Source organism: Ruegeria sp. CG3 (assembly GCF_056537205.1).
Genome location: NZ_JBQFRC010000001.1, coordinates 1,889,377 through 1,906,651, shown reverse-complemented (window position 1 = coordinate 1,906,651; position 17,275 = coordinate 1,889,377). Strand labels below are relative to the sequence as shown.

16 protein-coding genes are annotated in these 17,275 nt (G+C 62.7%); 13 read left to right on the top strand and 3 right to left on the bottom strand.

Annotated features, from left to right (window positions below; genetic code table 11):
• Positions 1 to 110 precede the first annotated feature (110 nt).
• Genes hisS through hisG form a run of 3 tightly spaced genes read left to right on the top strand, consistent with a single transcriptional unit; the run spans position 111 to position 3,376 of the window.
• Positions 111 to 1,598 carry a histidine--tRNA ligase gene (gene hisS / locus ACR0NB_RS09450; RefSeq protein ID WP_480775487.1) on the top strand — a complete coding sequence of 496 codons (1,488 nt, stop codon included), beginning with the start codon at positions 111 to 113 and terminating at the stop codon, positions 1,596 to 1,598.
• Between the two features lie 3 nt (positions 1,599 to 1,601).
• Positions 1,602 to 2,690 carry an ATP phosphoribosyltransferase regulatory subunit gene (locus ACR0NB_RS09445; RefSeq protein ID WP_480775486.1) on the top strand — a complete coding sequence of 363 codons (1,089 nt, stop codon included), beginning with the start codon at positions 1,602 to 1,604 and terminating at the stop codon, positions 2,688 to 2,690.
• On the top strand, positions 2,687 to 3,376 hold the full coding sequence (gene hisG / locus ACR0NB_RS09440; protein WP_480775485.1) for an ATP phosphoribosyltransferase: 690 nt from the start codon (positions 2,687 to 2,689) through the stop codon (positions 3,374 to 3,376). The genes ACR0NB_RS09445 and hisG overlap by 4 nt, the downstream gene beginning before the upstream one ends.
• Before the next feature lie 2 nt (positions 3,377 to 3,378).
• Here the strand turns inward: hisG and ACR0NB_RS09435 are convergent, their stop codons facing one another.
• Complete coding sequence (locus tag ACR0NB_RS09435) at positions 3,379 to 3,810, bottom strand: DUF1489 family protein (RefSeq protein WP_170340498.1); 432 nt, start codon at positions 3,808 to 3,810, stop codon at positions 3,379 to 3,381.
• A 129-nt stretch (positions 3,811 to 3,939) separates the two neighbouring features.
• Between ACR0NB_RS09435 and ACR0NB_RS09430 the strand changes: the two genes are divergently transcribed.
• The 3 genes from ACR0NB_RS09430 to rpsD all read left to right on the top strand — a co-directional run bounded on the left by ACR0NB_RS09430 (position 3,940) and on the right by rpsD (position 7,711).
• Entirely contained in the window at positions 3,940 to 6,222 is a 2,283-nt protein-coding gene (locus ACR0NB_RS09430) for an adenosylcobalamin-dependent ribonucleoside-diphosphate reductase (RefSeq protein WP_480775484.1), read from the top strand.
• A 294-nt stretch (positions 6,223 to 6,516) separates the two neighbouring features.
• The gene (locus ACR0NB_RS09425; RefSeq protein ID WP_170340503.1) at positions 6,517 to 6,894 is read left to right on the top strand and encodes a hypothetical protein; all 378 of its coding nucleotides are present in this window, start codon (positions 6,517 to 6,519) and stop codon (positions 6,892 to 6,894) included.
• Positions 6,895 to 7,090: 196 nt separating this feature from the next.
• Positions 7,091 to 7,711 carry a 30S ribosomal protein S4 gene (gene rpsD / locus ACR0NB_RS09420; protein ID WP_093964621.1) on the top strand — a complete coding sequence of 207 codons (621 nt, stop codon included), beginning with the start codon at positions 7,091 to 7,093 and terminating at the stop codon, positions 7,709 to 7,711.
• 67 nt (positions 7,712 to 7,778) lie between these two features.
• On the opposite strand, the gene ACR0NB_RS09415 is transcribed toward rpsD, so the two are convergent.
• Complete coding sequence (locus ACR0NB_RS09415; protein ID WP_480775483.1) at positions 7,779 to 8,240, bottom strand: Lrp/AsnC family transcriptional regulator; 462 nt, start codon at positions 8,238 to 8,240, stop codon at positions 7,779 to 7,781.
• Positions 8,241 to 8,342: 102 nt separating this feature from the next.
• Between ACR0NB_RS09415 and ACR0NB_RS09410 the strand changes: the two genes are divergently transcribed.
• From ACR0NB_RS09410 to ACR0NB_RS09395, 4 genes are all read left to right on the top strand, one after another.
• Positions 8,343 to 9,758, top strand: coding sequence for an aminotransferase class V-fold PLP-dependent enzyme (locus ACR0NB_RS09410; protein ID WP_480775482.1), 1,416 nt, complete (start codon positions 8,343 to 8,345; stop codon positions 9,756 to 9,758).
• A 64-nt stretch (positions 9,759 to 9,822) separates the two neighbouring features.
• Entirely contained in the window at positions 9,823 to 10,908 is a 1,086-nt protein-coding gene (gene hisC / locus ACR0NB_RS09405; RefSeq protein ID WP_480775481.1) for a histidinol-phosphate transaminase, read from the top strand.
• Complete coding sequence (locus tag ACR0NB_RS09400) at positions 10,905 to 11,825, top strand: prephenate/arogenate dehydrogenase family protein (RefSeq protein WP_093964624.1); 921 nt, start codon at positions 10,905 to 10,907, stop codon at positions 11,823 to 11,825. Before hisC ends, ACR0NB_RS09400 begins: the two co-directional genes overlap by 4 nt.
• Complete coding sequence (locus ACR0NB_RS09395) at positions 11,822 to 12,679, top strand: extensin-like domain-containing protein (protein WP_170371726.1); 858 nt, start codon at positions 11,822 to 11,824, stop codon at positions 12,677 to 12,679. The genes ACR0NB_RS09400 and ACR0NB_RS09395 overlap by 4 nt, the downstream gene beginning before the upstream one ends.
• Here the strand turns inward: ACR0NB_RS09395 and ACR0NB_RS09390 are convergent.
• Entirely contained in the window at positions 12,676 to 13,677 is a 1,002-nt protein-coding gene (locus tag ACR0NB_RS09390; RefSeq protein WP_170339936.1) for a DUF2125 domain-containing protein, read from the bottom strand. The two genes, ACR0NB_RS09395 and ACR0NB_RS09390, sit on opposite strands and share 4 nt — an antisense overlap.
• A 67-nt stretch (positions 13,678 to 13,744) precedes the next feature.
• Between ACR0NB_RS09390 and ACR0NB_RS09385 the strand changes: the two genes are divergently transcribed.
• From ACR0NB_RS09385 to ACR0NB_RS09375, 3 genes are all read left to right on the top strand, one after another.
• Positions 13,745 to 14,275 (top strand): gamma-glutamylcyclotransferase, encoded by a 531-nt coding sequence (locus tag ACR0NB_RS09385; RefSeq protein ID WP_170364856.1) that lies wholly within the window; start codon positions 13,745 to 13,747, stop codon positions 14,273 to 14,275.
• A gap of 68 nt (positions 14,276 to 14,343) precedes the next feature.
• Entirely contained in the window at positions 14,344 to 15,522 is a 1,179-nt protein-coding gene (locus ACR0NB_RS09380) for a biopolymer transporter ExbB (RefSeq protein ID WP_170340518.1), read from the top strand.
• Between the two features lie 3 nt (positions 15,523 to 15,525).
• Entirely contained in the window at positions 15,526 to 17,268 is a 1,743-nt protein-coding gene (locus ACR0NB_RS09375) for a peptidoglycan -binding protein (RefSeq protein WP_480775480.1), read from the top strand.
• Positions 17,269 to 17,275: the final 7 nt, after the last annotated feature.

Genomic DNA, 17,275 nt, shown 5'->3' with positions numbered 1-17,275 from the left:
CTGGTGCGGTCATACCGCTGTGGCGCGCGCAATGCCAGCGCTGGCTTGCCCCGACCCAGACCATGGGATAGACCGCGCGCGCAAGTGATGAAATCCCAAGGACGCCCCACATGGCCAAGCCCAAGAAACAGCCCCGCCCCAAGGCCGTCACGCCGAAAGGGTTCCGCGACTATTTCGGCCAGGAAGTCACGCAGCGCACCGAGATGCTGCGGACGATTGCGGACGTCTATCATCGCTATGGGTTTGACGCGCTGGAAAGCAGCGCCGTGGAAACGGTCGAGGCGCTGGGCAAATTTCTGCCCGACGTCGATCGCCCGAACGAAGGCGTGTTCGCCTGGCAGGAGTTTGACGAGGGCGGCAACGGCGACTGGATGGCGTTGCGCTATGATCTGACAGCACCTTTGGCCCGGGTCTATGCCCAGCACCGCAACGACCTGCCCACGCCCTATCGCCGCTATGCGATGGGGCCGGTCTGGCGCAACGAAAAGCCGGGGCCGGGGCGGTATCGCCAGTTCTATCAGTGTGATGCGGATACTGTGGGTACGGCTAGTATGGCCGCCGATGCCGAAATCTGCGCCATGCTTTCCGACACGCTGGAGACCGTGGGCATCCCGCGCGGCGACTATGTGGTGCGGGTCAACAACCGCAAGGTCCTGAACGGCGTGCTCGAGGCCATGGGCCTCAGCACGGACGCGGCGACGCGCGATGACGTTCTGCGCACCATCGACAAGTTCGACAAGGTGGGCGAGCAGGGCGTGCGCGAGTTGCTGACCAAGGGCCGGCTGGATGCCTCGGGCGCGTTCATCGATGGTGTGGGCCTGTCCGACGATCAGGCCGAGCCGGTGATCGCCTTCCTGACATCCAAGGCTGATGACGCCGCCGGAACGCTGGCTAACCTGCGCGCGGCCGTGGGCGACAGCAAGATCGGCGCCGAAGGCATCTCGGAACTGGAACAGATCGGCGAATTGCTAGCCGCGGGCGGTTATGGCGCCGATCGCATCCAGATCGACCCCTCGGTCGTGCGAGGGCTGGGATACTACACCGGTCCAGTCTACGAGGCCGAGCTGACCTTCGAGATCTTCGACGAAAAGGGCCGCAAGAGGCAGTTCGGGTCGGTCTCGGGCGGCGGGCGCTATGATGATCTGGTGAAGCGTTTCACCGGACAGGAAGTGCCCGCGACGGGTATCTCGATCGGGGTCGACCGGTTGTTGGCCGCGCTGCGCGAAAAAGGTCGGATCAAGTCACATGACACCGGGCCGGTCGTCGTGACCGTAATGGACCGGGACCGCATGGCCGACTATCAGGCGATGGTGGCCGAACTGCGCAATGCCGGCATCCGCGCCGAGGTTTACTTGGGCAACCCCAAGAATTTCGGCAATCAGTTGAAATACGCGGACAAGCGGAACTCGCCCGTCGCGGTGATCGAGGGCGGGGACGAGAAGGACCGTGGCGTGGTTCAGATCAAGGACCTGATCCTGGGCGCCAAGATCGCCGAGAGCGCCACGCTCGAGGAATGGAAGGAACGCCCCAGCCAGTTCGAGGTGCCGCGCGGTGATCTGGTCGCCAAGGTGCGCGAGATTCTGGACAGTCAGGACTGAGCCATGCCCAATCGATCCCAGATCCAGGCCCGGGCCGCGATGATGCGCGTGCGCTTCGAAGCCGCCGGGGCACAGGTCGTCGACACGCCGCTGCTGCAATCGGCCGAAACGCTGCTGGACCTTTATGGCGAGGACATCCGCGCGCGCGCCTATGTCACCTCGGACGCGCTGCGCGGCGAACAGATGCTGCGCCCGGATTTCACCCTGCCGGTGGTGCAGATGCACATGCGCGACGGGGCCGAACCGGCGCGCTATACCTATTCGGGCGAGGTGTTCCGCCGTCAGGAACATGACCCCGACCGCGCCAATGAATACATCCAGGTGGGCTACGAGGTCTTTGACCGCGACGACCCGGCAGGGGCCGATGCCGAGGTGTTCTCGCTGTTTGCCCTGCAATTGCGGGGCCTGCCGCTGCGCGCGGCGACCGGCGACATCGGCATTCTGACCGCGGCCGTACAAGGCCTGCGCACCTCCGACCAACGCAAGGCCGCGCTGATGCGCCATCTGTGGCGTCCGCGCCGGTTCCGGTCTCTGCTGGACCGGTTCGCGGGCCGCAAGCCCGAGCCGGACCACCGCGCCGCTTTGCCCGGGGCGGCAGACCCGATGGCCTGCGACGCGCCGATGATCGGCAAGCGCCGACCGGCCGAGATCGTCGCTCGCATCGACGCCCTGCGCGCCGACCGCGACACGCCGCCGATTTCCGACACGGAAATGGCCGGGCTGGATTCGTTGCTGGACGTGCGCGAGACCATGCCCTATGCGCTGGAGCATCTGCGCGACATCGCCGTCGATCTGCCCCAGATCACCCCCGCCCTGGACCGGCTCGAGGCGCGGATCGCCGCCCTGCAGGCGCGTGGCGTTGATGTCGGCAAGCTGGATTTCGAGGCCTCGTATGGGCGCACCTCGATGGAATATTACGACGGGTTCGTTTTCGGTTTCTACGCCGAGCGCCGCCCCGACCTGCCGCCCATCGCCACCGGCGGGCGCTATGACGCGCTGACGCGGCGGCTGGGCAACGGGGCCGAGATCCCGGCGGTGGGTGGCGTGCTGCGCCCCGACCTGATGCTGGAAATCGAGGAGGCGGGCCAATGACCCTGAAGCTGGGCGTGCCGTCCAAGGGGCGACTGATGGAGAAAACCTTTGCCTGGTTCGCCCGCCACGGGATCGAGCTGTCGCGCGCCGGGTCCGACCGGGAATATGCCGGCAAGGTTGATGGGATCGAGGATGTCTCGCTGATCCTGCTGTCGGCTGGAGAGATCCCGCGCGAGCTGGCTGCCGGGCGGATTCACCTGGGCGTGACCGGCACTGACTTGGTGCACGAGAAACTTCCGCGCTGGGAACAGCAGGTCGAAGAAATCGCGCCGCTGGGCTTTGGCCAGGCCGATCTGGTGATCGCGGTTCCGGCCTGCTGGGTCGAGGTCGAGACGCTGGATGATCTGGACGCCGCCGCCGCCGCCTTCCGCGCCGCGCACGGACACCGCCTGCGGATCGCCACCAAGTACCACCGTCTGGTGCGCGAGTTCCTGACCGATTCCGGGGTTGCCGACTATACGCTGGTCGACAGCCAGGGGGCGACCGAGGGCACGGTGATGAACGAAACCGCCGAGGCGATTGCCGACATCACCTCGACCGGTGAGACCCTGCGTGCCAACCACCTCAAGATCCTCTCGGATGGATTGATTCTGCAATCGCAGGCCACTTTGTGGCGCAGCCGGGTTGCGGAGTACGGGGCCACTGAAAAGGCCCCTCTGGCAGAAGTGATGCGCCGTCTGGGCTGAGGTCAGAGCACGCCGATCTCGGCCAGCGCGCGGTTCAGATCCTCGGGCAGGGCGTCGTCCTGCGCGCGGCTTTCGGGCAGGTCTGCGGGGCTGTCCTCGGGTTTCAGATAGCGCCAGCCCTGAAACGGCCGTTTCTGCGCGCCCTGGGTGCGGTGGACCTGCGGGTCCAATACGATGGCGCAGCGGCGGATGCCATCCTCACCCGTCACCTCGTCCAAACGCAAGATGCGCTGGCGGCACTGGATGACACCCTTGATGACCCAGAAGATCGATCCGCCGTTCAGAATCTCGGGCTCGCGCTTGGGCCACATGCGGGTGATGTGGCGGGGCAGGCCGTCCGCGAACCGCCGGCGATAGCTGTCCTGCCAGGCGATCAGGCTGTCAACGCTCTCGGACCCGACCGAGAGTTTCACGAGGTTGATGTACTTATCCACAGCTTTCCCACAGAGTCGTCCCACGGACCATCTTTATATTGTAGCTTACCGTTGCGCGCTATCAAGCTGTTGTGGTTCGGCGCTGGTTTGGTCTAATCTGGATGCCTCTTTCAAGACAGGGAATCACCAATGAGCCGCTTTGCCGCCCCCATCGCCGAGCAGATCTGGGACATGAAATACCGCTTCAAGAAGGCGGATGGCACGCCGATCGACAAGTCGGTCGAGGATACGTGGCGGCGGATTGCGCGCGATCTGGCACGGGTGGAAAAGGACCCCGCGCACTGGGAACAGAAGTTCTACGAGGCGCTTGAGGACTTCAAATACCTGCCCGCCGGGAGGATCACGGCCGGAGCAGGCACCGCGCGGCAAGTGACCCTGTTCAACTGTTTCGTCATGGGCACGATCCCCGACAGCATGGGCGGTATCTTCGACATGCTGAAAGAGGCCGCGCTGACCATGCAGCAGGGCGGGGGGATCGGCTATGATTTCTCGACCATCCGGCCGCGCGGCGCGGACGTACATGGGGTGGCCGCCGATGCTTCGGGGCCGCTGTCGTTCATGGATGTGTGGGACGCCATGTGCCGCACGATCATGTCGGCGGGCTCGCGCCGGGGCGCGATGATGGCGACGATGCGTTGCGACCATCCGGATATCGAACAGTTCATCACCGCCAAATCCGACCCGGCCCGCCTGCGCATGTTCAACATGTCGGTGCTGGTGACCGATGCCTTCATGGAGGCGGTCAAGGCCGATGCTTCGTGGGATCTGGTCTTTGACGGCAAGGTCTATCACACGGTGCAGGCCCGCGATCTGTGGAACAAGATCATGCAGGCCACCTATGACTATGCCGAGCCGGGCGTGATCTTCATCGACCGGATCAACCAGGCCAACAACCTGAGCTATGCCGAGACCATTGCCGCCACCAACCCGTGCGGGGAGCAGCCCCTGCCGCCCTACGGCGCCTGCCTGCTGGGCTCGATCAACCTTGCGCGATTGGTAGCTGAACCTTTTGAGGATGCGGCACACCTGGATGAGGCCGCGTTGCAGGAGCTTGTCGCCACGGCCGTGCGCATGATGGACAATGTGGTGGATGCCTCGAAATTCCCGCTGCCGCAGCAGGCCGCCGAGGCGCAGGCCAAGCGTCGTATCGGTCTGGGCGTGACCGGGCTGGCGGATGCGCTGTTGATGCTGGGCCTGCGCTATGGCTCGGACGAGGCGGCGCGTCAGACCGAGCGCTGGCTGCACGCGATCGCCTGCGCCGCGTATCTGGCGTCGGTGGACTTGGCCAAGGAAAAAGGGGCGTTTCCCCTGTTTGATGCCGAGAAATACCTGGCCAGCGGCACCATGCAGCAGATGGATGACGATGTGCGCGAGGCCATCCGCGAGCATGGGATCCGCAATGCTCTGCTGACCTCGATCGCACCCACCGGGACGATCTCGCTGTATGCGGGTAACGTGTCGTCGGGGATCGAGCCGGTCTTTGCCTATGCCTACACCCGCAAGGTGCTGCAGAAAGACGGATCGCGCACCGAGGAAGAGGTGGTGGACTATGCCGTTCAGATGTGGCGCGACAAGTTCGGCGACGTCGAACTGCCCGACTTTTTCGTGAACGCTCAGACCCTGACCCCGGCCGAGCATGTCAAGATGCAGGCGGCCGCCCAGAAATGGATCGACAGTTCGATCTCGAAGACGATCAACTGCCCCGAGGACATCTCGTTCGATGCCTTCAAGGACGTGTACATGCAGGCCTGGGATCAGGGCTGCAAGGGCTGCACCACCTATCGCCCGAACGACGTGACCGGTTCGGTCCTGACCGTTTCGGAGAGCGACGACAAAGTGCCGGGCGAGAGCGCCGATGCCCCGCACGAGGTGGATGGCGGTGACGTGATCTACATGTCCGAACCGCTGGATCGTCCGCAATCGCTTGAAGGGTCGACCTACAAGTTGAAATGGCCCGACAGCGAGCACGCGATCTATCTGACGATCAACGACATCGTCATTGGTGGTCGGCGGCGTCCGTTCGAAGTGTTCATCAACTCGAAGAACATGGAGCATTACGCCTGGACGCTGGCCCTGACCCGGATGATCTCGGCCGTGTTCCGGCGCGGTGGTGACGTGTCCTTTGTTGTCGAAGAGCTGAAGGCCGTATTCGACCCGCGCGGCGGGGCCTGGGTGCAGGGCAAGTACATCCCCTCGATCCTGGCGGCGATCGGTGGCGTGATCGAGCAGCACATGATCGCGATCGGGTTTCTCGAAGGCGAAGGCATGGGGCTGAAGTCTGACCCGCAGGCGCAGGTGGTCAACATGGACGCACCACGCGGCAAGGCCTGCCCGTCTTGCGGCCAGTATGACATGGTGATGATCGAGGGCTGCATGACCTGCCGCAGCTGCGGACACTCGAAATGCGGTTGACGAATGCCACATAACTGTCGTTAAAGTTGTATTGTGTTTCGCCGGAGTCTCAATTTGATTTGACTCTCCGGCAACATTCTCGTGAAAGCTGCAATTCCGTCTCTTTTCCGCCGGATTCATCGTTGATACACCGCTAGTGTACGGGGTGATGAGTTTGAAAGGTCGGGCGGGCAGATGACAGCCGGGTATAACGGTCGCGTAGCAGTATTTTGGTCCCAGACGGAAATTGACGGGCTTGAAGCAGCGCCTGTGGCAGATTTGGCCATTGGAGCGTCTTGGTCGTGGCATGGGTGCATGACACGCTTGCCGGATTGTGACGCGGAATATTCCGTACAGACTGGACATGATCAGGCGTTGATGGCGTTGGCCGGGCATGGCCCCGAAGCCGCAACGCTGAAGCCGATCGCCACGCTTGCAGTTATCTCATTGACGAATGGGGCGCAGACCTACGAGGCCGAGTTGACGTTGGTCGAAGGTCAGAAGGACGCGGTTCTTCTGTTCGAAAATGGCTGCCCCGCGCGGGGTCAGGACTTCTGGGTGTGCGCCGTCGAAGAATATGCCGACGCAAGCCAATCGGGTGCGGGCAACGTTGTTTCCTTCCCCAAGCATCGCAGGTCAACGGAGCAAACGCTGGTTCTTGCGCCGCACATGACTGCCACCGCCGCTGAATAAACGGCCCATTCCTTAGGAACTATTTCTTCGTCCACGCATCGCAGCGTGTTGACTCTGGTCTGTCCGCAGATATAAGCGCGGCTTCATTGGTGTTGGTGGCCCTCGCAAGGGGATGCCTGTCATGGGGGAAACCTCAAGAGGACAACGCCCTTCATAGTGGCCTGTCAGGGCCTCGACCTTAAGAAGGAGATCAGCCGTGACCAAACGCACGTCTGCCAAGCACAAAATCGACCGCCGGATGGGCGAAAACATCTGGGGTCGCCCGAAATCCCCGGTCAACCGTCGTGAATACGGCCCCGGCCAGCATGGTCAGCGCCGCAAAGGCAAACTTTCGGACTTCGGTCTGCAGCTTCGCGCCAAGCAGAAGCTGAAAGGCTACTACGGCGACCTGACCGAGAAGCAGTTCCGCCGCATCTATGCCGAAGCCGTACGTGTGAACGGCGATACTGGTGAAAACCTGATCGGTCTGCTGGAGCGCCGTCTGGACGCTGTTGTTTACCGCGCCAAATTCGTGCCGACAGTGTTCGCCGCACGTCAGTTCGTGAACCACGGCCACGTCAAAGTGAACGGCAAGCGGGTGAACATCCCCAGCTACCGCGTCAAGGAAGGCGACGTGATCGAGGTCCGCGACAAGTCTAAGCAACTGGCCGTCGTTCTGGAAGCCGTTGGTCTGGCCGAGCGTGATGTTCCGGATTACCTGGAAGTTGACCACTCGAAGATGACCGCGACCTTCGTGCGCACCCCGTCGCTGGGCGACGTGCCGTACCCGGTCATGATGGAACCGAACCTGGTCGTCGAATTCTACGCGAAGAACTGATCTCCGCGGACAGTTTCAGAAAACGGGCCGTACCTGCGAAGGTGCGGCCCTTTTTCATGGCACACACTTAGATCGGCAAAGGGCGGTCTTCTGCGATCGCCTCCATCGCGAAATACGATGTCACGCTGTCCAGTTCGACCTTCTCGATCAGGCGCTGATAGACTTTGTCATAGGTCGCCATATCCTGCGTCACGACCCGTAGCTGATAGTCGTAGTCGCCGCCGATCCGGTGGAAATCCACGACTTCCGGAATGGTCAGGACATGGCTGCGAAAGGCCTGCAGCCACTCGGCCGAGTGGTGCCGGGTCCGCAGCATCACGAAAACCACCAGGTTCAGCCCCAGTTTTTCGCGTGCGATCCGGGCTGTCGACCCTGTCAGGACGCCTGCGTCGTTCAGCGCCTTCAACCGCCGCCAGCAGGCGTTTTGCGACAGGCCGACTCGCTCGGCAAGTTCGCGCTGGGAAAGGGTTGCGTCCTTTTGCAGTTCGCGCAGGAGGCGCTTGTAAATTTGATCTATCTTTTCATTCATTCTAGATCATATGATCCAAAATATTAACAAATCAAGCAAAGATAGGTGAATATTACTCGGCTCAAGTAGATCATATTGGAAATGCAATATGGAGCCAATGACATGACCCTGTCCCATTTTCGTGCAGAAATCCAAGCCGCCACTCACAATTCGACCCTGCGCGACGGGCTGATCGGAGAGAACGTTCTGATCCCGGGTCTTCATGGGGACGTGCCGCTTGTGTACGCGGACTACGTTGCGTCGGGCCGCGCATTGCGGCAGGTCGAGGATTTTGTGGCCCAGCATGTTTTGCCTTTCTATGCGAACAGCCACACCGAGGCCTCCTATTGCGGTTCCTACATGACGCGACTGCGCCGCGAGGCGCGCGCGGAAATAGCCCGCATCGTTGGCGCGAGGGGAGATGACGCGGTGATTTTCACCGGGTCTGGTGCCACTGCGGGACTCAACCGGCTGGTCAGTTTGATGGGAGTGCAAGAGGCTGACCGGCCGGTTGTCTTGATTGGCCCGTACGAGCACCATTCGAACATCCTGCCCTGGCGCGAGAGCAAGGCGCAGGTCATCGAGATCCCCGAAGGCCCCGAGGGCGGGCCGGACATGGCGGTGCTGGAGAAGGCGCTGATCGACCATTCGGCCTCGGATCTGGTGATTGGGTCATTTTCGGCGGCGTCGAACGTTACGGGCGTGGTCACCGACCCCGATCCGGTGACGCGGCTGCTGAAACGGCACGGGGCGCGCGCGGTCTGGGATTACGCCGGGGGTGGGCCCTACCTGCCGATGGATATGGGGCCGGACGATGCGCGCAAGGATGCCATCGTCGTGTCTCCGCACAAGTTTCCGGGAGGGCCGGGGGCTTCGGGTGTTCTGATCGTGACCCAGAGCGCCGTGCGCCGCACCTGTCCCAGCTGGCCGGGCGGGGGCACGGTCAGCTTCGTTTCGCCCTGGCGCCACGACTACAGCTCCGATCTGGCCACCCGCGAGGAGGCGGGAACCCCGAACGTGATCGGCGATATCCGCGCGGCCCTGGCCTTCATCGTCAAGGATGCCGTGGGCACCGACGAGATCGCCCGGCGCGAGGCGCTGTACAACCGCATGGCGCTGGACGGGTGGCGTGACAACCCGAACCTGACCCTGCTTGGTGTGGATCACCCGCACCGCCTGCCGATCTTTTCTTTCCTGGTGCGTGACAATACCGGGCAGCCGGTGCACCAACAGCTGTTCACCCGGATGCTCAGCGACATCTACGGCATTCAGGCGCGCGGCGGGTGTGCCTGCGCCGGCCCCTATGCGCATCGGCTGCTGGGCATCGACAAGGCGGCCTCGGAGGCGCTGCACGCGGCGCTGTCGGCCGGGGAAGAGATGAAGAAACCGGGTTGGGTACGGCTGAACTTCTCGTACATGATGACCGAGGACACGGTTCAGTTCATCATCGACAGCGTCAATGACCTGTCGCGCCGTACGCAGGAATACGCCCCGTTCTACGCCGCCGATCCGGCAACCGCCCGCTTCAAGGCGGCGTGACGGAATTGCCGCTTTTCCCAAGGCCTTGAGACCTGTATGAGGGGCGCAACCAACGGAGCCCCTCATGAACAAGATCACCCCGCAACCCGGCATCATGGATATCGCGCTGTATCAGGGCGGTCAGTCGCATGTCGAGGGCGTGGAAAACGTCATCAAGCTGAGTTCCAACGAAAACCCCTTTGGCCCCAGCCCCAAGGCGATCGAAGCCGTGCGCGACAGCGCCACGATGCTGCATCGCTATCCGGTGACCGATCACAACAACCTGCGCGCCGCGATTGGCGAGCGGCACGGGCTGGACCCCGACCGGATCATCTGTGGGGTGGGCAGCGACGAAGTGCTGCAATTCGTGGCCCAGGCCTATGCCGGGCCGAGGGACGAGGTGATCCATACCGAGCATGGATTCTCGATGTATCCGATCATCGCCCGCATGGCCGGCGCGACCCCGGTCGAGGTGCCCGAGCGTGACCGCAAGGTCGATGTCGATGCGATCCTGGCCGCGGTGACCGACCGCACCCGGATCGTGTTCGTGACCAACCCGGGCAATCCGACCTCGACCATGATCTCGGACGCCGAACTGACGCGCCTGGCTGAGGGCCTGCCGCAGACCTGCCTGATGGTTCTGGACGGCGCCTATGCGGAATTCGTGCCGGGATTTGACGGCGGCGCCGGTCTGGTGGACCGGTTCGACAACGTGATCATGACCCGGACCTTCTCGAAGATTTACGGGCTGGGCGGGATGCGGGTCGGCTGGGGCTATGCGCATCGCAAAATCATCGACGTGCTGAACCGCGTGCGCCAGCCCTTCAACCTGTCGCTGACGGCCATCGCAGCGGCCGAGGCCGCCGTGGCCGATGTGGAATATGTCGAGTTCTGCCGGGCCGAAAACGCCCGCCTGCGCGAAAGGCTGTCGGCCGAGCTGGCCAAGATCGGCGTTCCGTCCGATCCGTCCTGCACCAATTTCATCCTTGCGCGTTTCGCGGATCAGGCCGAGGCCGAGGCCTGCGACGCCTATCTGCAATCGAAAGGTTTGATCGTGCGCCGGGTTGCGGGCTACAAGCTGCCCAACGCTCTGCGGATCACCGTGGGCGACGAAAAGGCCTGTCGCCGCGTGGTTGCGGCCATCACCGCGTTCAAAGGGGGCGCCGCATGAGCCAGATCTATGACCGCGTGGCGCTGATCGGGTTGGGTCTGATCGCCTCGTCGATGTACTGGGCGATCAAGCGCGCCGGGTTGGCGGGCGAGGTGACTGGCTATGCCAGGTCCGAGGCCACCCGCGACACTGCGCGGCGCATCGGGCTGTGCGACCGGGTCTGCGACACCGCGCAAGAGGCGGTCGAGGGTGCCGATCTGGTCGTGCTCTGCGTGCCGGTGGGCGCAATGGGCTCCGTCGCCAAGGACATCGCGCCGGTGCTCAAGCCCGGCGCGACCGTTTCGGATGTAGGCTCGGTCAAACGTCACGTCATTGAAGAGGTTGGCCCGCATATTCCTGAAGGCGTGCATTTCGTGCCCGCCCACCCGCTGGCCGGGACCGAGCATTCCGGCCCCGAATCCGGCTTTGCTGAGCTGTTCGACAACCGCTGGTGCCTGCTGGTTCCGGTCGAAGGGTCTGACCCCGAGGCCATCGCCCGCCTGCGCGCCCTGTGGGAAGGGATGGGGTCGAATGTCGACGAGATGGATGCCGATCACCACGATCTGGTTCTGGCCGTCACCAGCCACGCGCCGCACCTGATCGCCTATACGATGGTGGGCGTCGCCGACGACCTGCGGCGCGTCACCGACTCCGAGGTCATCAAGTACTCGGCCGCCGGTTTCCGTGATTTCACCCGGATCGCGGCCTCGGACCCGACCATGTGGCGCGACGTGTTCCTGACCAACAAGGACGCGACGCTGGAAATCCTCGGCCGTTTCACCGAAGAGCTGTTTGCCCTGCAGCGCGCGATCCGCACGGGCGACGGTCAGCACTTGTTCGACTATTTTACCCACACCCGCGCAATCCGGCGCGGCATCATCGACGCGGGTCAGGACACCGACGCTCCTGATTTCGGGCGCGTAAAGGCCAAGTCATGAAACTGATCAAAGGCAAAGCTCTGACGGTTATAGCGATGGTATGGGCCGGCGCAGCCACTGCATCGGCCCCCGACACATCACCGGTTCCGGTTGCGCGGCCATCCCCGGTGTCAGAGCTGGTGCAGGCCGCTTATGTCCCGGCAAGTCCGGCGACGCCGATCGCTGTACCAGCGAAGATGCGACCCGTGGTGCGGCCCGTATCCCCTCAGGTGCTGGCCGTGGCAGCGCGCCCGGCCGACCTTCCGCTGCTTGGACCGGATACCTCGCTCAAACCCTATCTGCGGCCCGAGGCGTTGGAACAGCAAGTCCTGTTCAAAAAGCGAAAACTGCGCAAAGGATCGGTGTGCGGTGACATCGCCATTCAGGGCAAGGCCGTGGGCTCGGTTCCCGGCAAGATCAAAGCCTGCGGGATCAAGGATGCCGTCCAGATCACATCGGTGTCAGGCGTGGTTCTCAGCCGCCCATCGACGATGGATTGCGGCACGGCGATCGCATTGAACAAATGGGTCGACAAGACCGTCAAACCGACGTTCAAACGGCGCGGTCCAGTTGTCGAATTGCAGGTTGCTGCGCACTACGCTTGCCGTACCCGGAACAACCGGAAAGGTGCCAGGATCTCGGAGCATGGCAAGGGTCGGGCCATTGATATCTCGGGGTTCAAAATGGCCGATGGCGAGGTGGTGACGGTTCTGGACGGTTGGCGCAAGAACCCCTCGAAGAAACAACTGACCAAGATCTGGCGCGGAGCGTGCGGGCCCTTCGGCACGGTTCTTGGCCCGAATTCAGACCGCTATCATCAGAACCATTTTCACCTTGATACCGCCCGTTACCGCAGCGGACCCTACTGCCGCTAACGCAGGATCAGACGCGGGGCCGGGCCCAACGGCAACGGTCCCAAAGCCACGAACCCGTCGCGGAAATTCAGCTGCAGGTCCAGCGCGTTGGGGTTGCCCCCCAGACCGGCCAGCAGATTCAACGCCCGCGTGACCGGATCAACGGCCTGATCGGGCAGGGCACCCGCAGCATTGGCCATGGCAATCATGTCGCGCCAGTTCTCGGCTTTTACCGCAATCTCGCCAACCGGAATGCCCTGTTCATCGACCTCCAGTTCGCCGGTTGCAAACAGACGCAATTCGCCCCATTGCACCTCGGCCAGATGCAGGTCGATCAACCGAGGTTGAGGGCGACGTTCTTCCAGCGCGGATCGGTCCCAGGTTTTGTCGAAGGTGACATTCATATCCAGTTCGAGTGTCTCGAAGGCTTGGGGCAGCGAAGCAGCCGTTCGCATCAGCGCGCGCAGGTCTTCACCGGGCGTGAAGGCATCCGAACTGACCCCGATCGCATAGCTCTCGGGCTGGGTGCCTTGTTCCATGACCAGGGCAAGTGACTGACCGGCAGCCATGTCGGTTCCGTCCTGAGTCACCGACCAGTTGCCCGATGTCAGGGCCATCTTCTCCAACTCCAGCGCGACGCCCGGACGCAGATTCAGTTCCGCCTGAAGGCTGTCGGCCAGGATGATTGCGGTCTGGTCGAAATAGGACAGCCGCTGCGGCGTATCCGCAAAGCGCAAGATCTGTCGTCCGGGCCAGATGGCGGGGCTTTCGAATTCGATCCAATCCGCGCTCCAGGCTGTGCCATTCACCGGATCGGCCAGCGCGACACTGTTCAAGCGGGTCACGTGGTGCAGCGGAAATCCGGCGATTTCCACGTCGGAATAGTCGGCCTGCCATCCAAGATCCTGCTGATGCGCGAACCAACCGGTGATGGCGCTGCGCAGCCCATACCCGGCTATGGCCCAATACCCGCCCCAGAGGATGGCCAGAAATATGAACACTCGTACCAATCGGCGCATCGCAAATGGCCCTTTTTCCTGCCTTGGAATTGATGTTTATAGGCCTAAACGGGCAAGGACCAGAACTATGACGATGTGGGTATTCGGATACGGGTCGCTGTTGTGGAATCCGGGCTTTCCGGTGGCCGGGCGAGAGCAGGCTACCCTTCACGGCTATGCGCGGTCATTTTGCATGCGGTCGATCCATCACCGCGGAACCGAAGAGAACCCCGGCCTTGTCCTGGCCTTGGACGAACACCCGGATGCCCATTGCAAGGGCTTGGCGCTGGCTGTCGAACCGGGCCATGAGGAACGCACCCTTGAGGAACTGCGCGAGCGCGAATTGATCTCGTCAGCCTATGTGGAGAAGATGCTGGATGTGCATCTGGACAGCGGCCAGACGGTGACGGCAGTGACATATGTGATCGATCCCGACCACGTGCAGTATTGCGGGGGCCTGCCGCTGGAGGAGCAGGCGCAAATCATCGCGCGGGCCGTGGGCGGCCGCGGCCCCAACCCCGAGTATCTTTACAATACCGCTGAACACCTGTTCGAGATCGGGTTGCGCGACCCGGATCTTGAGTGGTTGGCGCAACGGGTGCGCAGCCTGACCGCATAAACCCTTGGCCTTGCCACCAGATTTTCGATAGATTCGCCTCAGAGCAGGCAAAACCGGGAAAGACGCGCATGGCGCATGTACAGCAGGGCGCGAGACCGCATTTCTCGCAACCGATCCGTCAAATCGTGATGATGCTGATCGCCATCGGGCTGTCGGGTCTGGGCGTGTTCATGGCTCTGCCCTACGTCCTGCCGGTTTTTTATGCCAACCCCTATCTGAACGGATTCATCCTACTGGTCTTCGTTATCGGCGTGGTGGCCTGTTTCTATCAGGTGACCCAGTTGATCGGTTCGGTTCGCTGGATCGAAGCGTTCGTGGGCGGCGTCGTGCGCGAAGACGCTCGAACACCGCAGCTGTTGGCCCCTTTGGCGTCGCTGCTTCGCGCACGCGGCGCGAAATCGCAGATCAGCTCGACATCGACCCGGTCGATCCTGGATTCTGTCGCGGAACGGGTCGAGGAAGAGCGGGAATTCACCCGCTACATCACCAACGTACTGATCTATCTGGGTCTTCTGGGTACGTTCTTCGGCTTGGCAACAACGGTTCCTGCAATTGTCGACACTATTCGCAGCCTGAACCCACAAGAGGGCGAAGAAGGTCTGGCCGTATTCAATCGCCTGATGAGTGGCCTCGAATCCCAACTACAAGGCATGGGCGTGGCGTTCGGGTCCTCTCTGTTGGGGCTTGCCGGATCGCTGATCGTGGGTTTGCTCGAATTGTTCGCCGGCCACGGGCAGAACCGGTTCTACCGTGAGCTTGAGGAATGGCTGTCGTCGATCACGCGCGTCGGATTTGCCGCCGGAGATGAAGGCGGTGCGGAACTTGCGGTGCTGACCCCGGTCCTTGATTCCATGTCCGAGCAGATGGACGCGCTGCAGGACCTTTTCGCGGCCCAGGAGGCGGATCGCGCCGAGGTATCGGCCAAGCTGGGTGCATTGGTCGATGTCATCGCGGACATGAACCAACGACAGGCGGAAACCGAAGGGGTCACCGCCGCGCTCGAGCGGATCGCGTTGGGGCAGGACGCGCTGCTGGATCACATGCGTGAACATGGTGCGGGCGAGGGGATCGACGCCGAAAGCCGAATGCGGCTGCGGTCGATGGACGTGCAGCTTCTGCGCATTCTCGAAGAAATCTCGGCCGGTCGCCAGGACAGCATGAACGAACTGCGCAAGGATTTCGAGCTGCTGGTCAAGGCGCTGACGCTTCCGCGCGGGGCGGCGCGCCACACACCGGGCGGAGAATAACACATGGCCCTGTCTCGTCGAACCGGTCAGCGTTTCCAAGGCTCGGTTTGGCCCGGCTTCGTTGATGCAATCACGGGGCTGCTGATGGTCATGACCTTTGTGCTGACCATTTTCATGGTCGTGCAGTTCGTGCTGCGCGAAACCATCTCCGGACAGGAAGACGAGCTGACGGCCCTGTCGGACGAAGTGGCCGCCCTTGCGGATGCCTTGGGCCTGGAAGAGCGCGAGAACAGCCGTCTGCAGGCCCGGTTGGGGGCGCTGAACACGACGCTGTCGCAGGCCGAAGAGGATCTGAGCCAGGCGCAGGCCTTGATCTCGTCACTCACCTCGGAGCGAGACCAGCGCGCTACCGAGTTGGAAGAGGCGCAGACTCGTATCACGGGGTTCGAAGCGCAAGTTGCCGCGCTTTTGGCTGATCAGGCGCGCGCGCAGGGCGATATTGCCGAATTGGAATCCCAGCGCGAGCAACTGCTTTCCGAGCAGGAGGCATTGAACCTTGCCTTGGCACAAAGCCGTGCGGAGGTGGATGCCCAGGCCGAGGCCGCACGGCTGGCGGCTGCACGCCGCGAAGCGCTGGAGGCCTTGGTAGCCGACCTTGAGCAAGCGGACAGTGCGCGCGCGGCCCAGATCGCGGAATTGCAAAGCCAACTGACTGAAGAGGAAGCCGCCCGCGTCGCCGAGGCTGCTGCCGCTGAGGCACTGCGCAACAGATTGCAGAATGCGGATGCCGAATTGACGGCCATGACCCTGGCACTGGAAGAGCAGCGTAAACAGGCCGAGGAAACACTGACACTGTTGGCCGCCGCTCAGACGGCCAAAGCCGAGCTTGAGCGGCAATTCGGTGAGTTGAATGACGAAGAGCTCAAGGCTCAGCTTGAAGCAGCCCTTGCGGCGCGAACCGAAGCTGAGGCCGAGGCCGAAAGTCAGCGGACGCTGGCCGAGCAGCGTGACGCCTTGCTTGCCGTTGCCCGGGAAACGATCGCCACCGAAAAGGCTCTTTCCGCCAAGGCGCAACGCCAGACGGCCTTGTTGAACCAGCAGATCGCCGCATTGCGCGGCCAATTGGGGTCGTTGCAGGCGCTGCTGGATGACTACAAGGACAGGAATGCCGAGGCCGAGGTGCAAATTCAGACCCTTGGTCAGGACCTGAACGCGGCCCTTGCCCGGGCCGCTTCCGAAGAACGGCGCCGCCGCTTGTTGGAAGAGGCCGAACGCGTCCGCCTGGAGGCCGAGGCCGAGAAACTGGCCGGCCAGAATCAGGAACTTACGGCACAGGCCGAAGACCTGCAGCGGTACCGCTCCGAGTTCTTTGGTCGCCTGCGCGACGTACTGGGCAACCAGGAAGGCGTTCGGATCGAGGGCGACCGCTTCGTATTCTCGTCCGAGGTGCTGTTCCCACCCGGTTCGGCGGTTCTGTCCGAGGAAGGCCGGCGCGAGGTCGCGAAAGTGGCGGGCATTCTGAGTGGGATTGCGGCGGACATTCCGCCCGAATTGAACTGGGTCATCCGGGTCGACGGTCACACGGACAATATCCCGCTGAACGGAACAGGACGGTATCGAGACAATTGGGAGCTCAGCCAAGGGCGGGCGCTGTCGGTCGTGCGCTACATGGTCGAACAGTTGGGTATACCGCCGGAGCGCCTGTCAGCAAACGGATTTGGCGAGTTTCAACCTGTCGATACGGCGGACACTCCGGAAGCGCGGGCAAAGAACCGTCGCATCGAATTGAAGCTGACCGAACGCTAAGCCAGTG

Excerpts from the sequence above, each read along its gene's own strand:
- hisS (WP_480775487.1), top strand. The coding sequence starts at position 111 with ATGGCCAAGCCCAAGAAACAGCCCCGCCCCAAGGCCGTCACGCCGAAA.
- ACR0NB_RS09445 (WP_480775486.1), top strand. The coding sequence starts at position 1,602 with ATGCCCAATCGATCCCAGATCCAGGCCCGGGCCGCGATGATGCGCGTG.
- hisG (WP_480775485.1), top strand. The coding sequence starts at position 2,687 with ATGACCCTGAAGCTGGGCGTGCCGTCCAAGGGGCGACTGATGGAGAAA.
- ACR0NB_RS09430 (WP_480775484.1), top strand. The coding sequence starts at position 3,940 with ATGAGCCGCTTTGCCGCCCCCATCGCCGAGCAGATCTGGGACATGAAA.
- ACR0NB_RS09425 (WP_170340503.1), top strand. The coding sequence starts at position 6,517 with ATGACACGCTTGCCGGATTGTGACGCGGAATATTCCGTACAGACTGGA.
- ACR0NB_RS09415 (WP_480775483.1), bottom strand. The coding sequence starts at position 8,240 with ATGAATGAAAAGATAGATCAAATTTACAAGCGCCTCCTGCGCGAACTG.
- ACR0NB_RS09410 (WP_480775482.1), top strand. The coding sequence starts at position 8,343 with ATGACCCTGTCCCATTTTCGTGCAGAAATCCAAGCCGCCACTCACAAT.
- hisC (WP_480775481.1), top strand. The coding sequence starts at position 9,823 with ATGAACAAGATCACCCCGCAACCCGGCATCATGGATATCGCGCTGTAT.
- ACR0NB_RS09400 (WP_093964624.1), top strand. The coding sequence starts at position 10,905 with ATGAGCCAGATCTATGACCGCGTGGCGCTGATCGGGTTGGGTCTGATC.
- ACR0NB_RS09395 (WP_170371726.1), top strand. The coding sequence starts at position 11,822 with ATGAAACTGATCAAAGGCAAAGCTCTGACGGTTATAGCGATGGTATGG.
- ACR0NB_RS09390 (WP_170339936.1), bottom strand. The coding sequence starts at position 13,677 with ATGCGCCGATTGGTACGAGTGTTCATATTTCTGGCCATCCTCTGGGGC.
- ACR0NB_RS09385 (WP_170364856.1), top strand. The coding sequence starts at position 13,745 with ATGACGATGTGGGTATTCGGATACGGGTCGCTGTTGTGGAATCCGGGC.
- ACR0NB_RS09380 (WP_170340518.1), top strand. The coding sequence starts at position 14,344 with ATGGCGCATGTACAGCAGGGCGCGAGACCGCATTTCTCGCAACCGATC.
- ACR0NB_RS09375 (WP_480775480.1), top strand. The coding sequence starts at position 15,526 with ATGGCCCTGTCTCGTCGAACCGGTCAGCGTTTCCAAGGCTCGGTTTGG.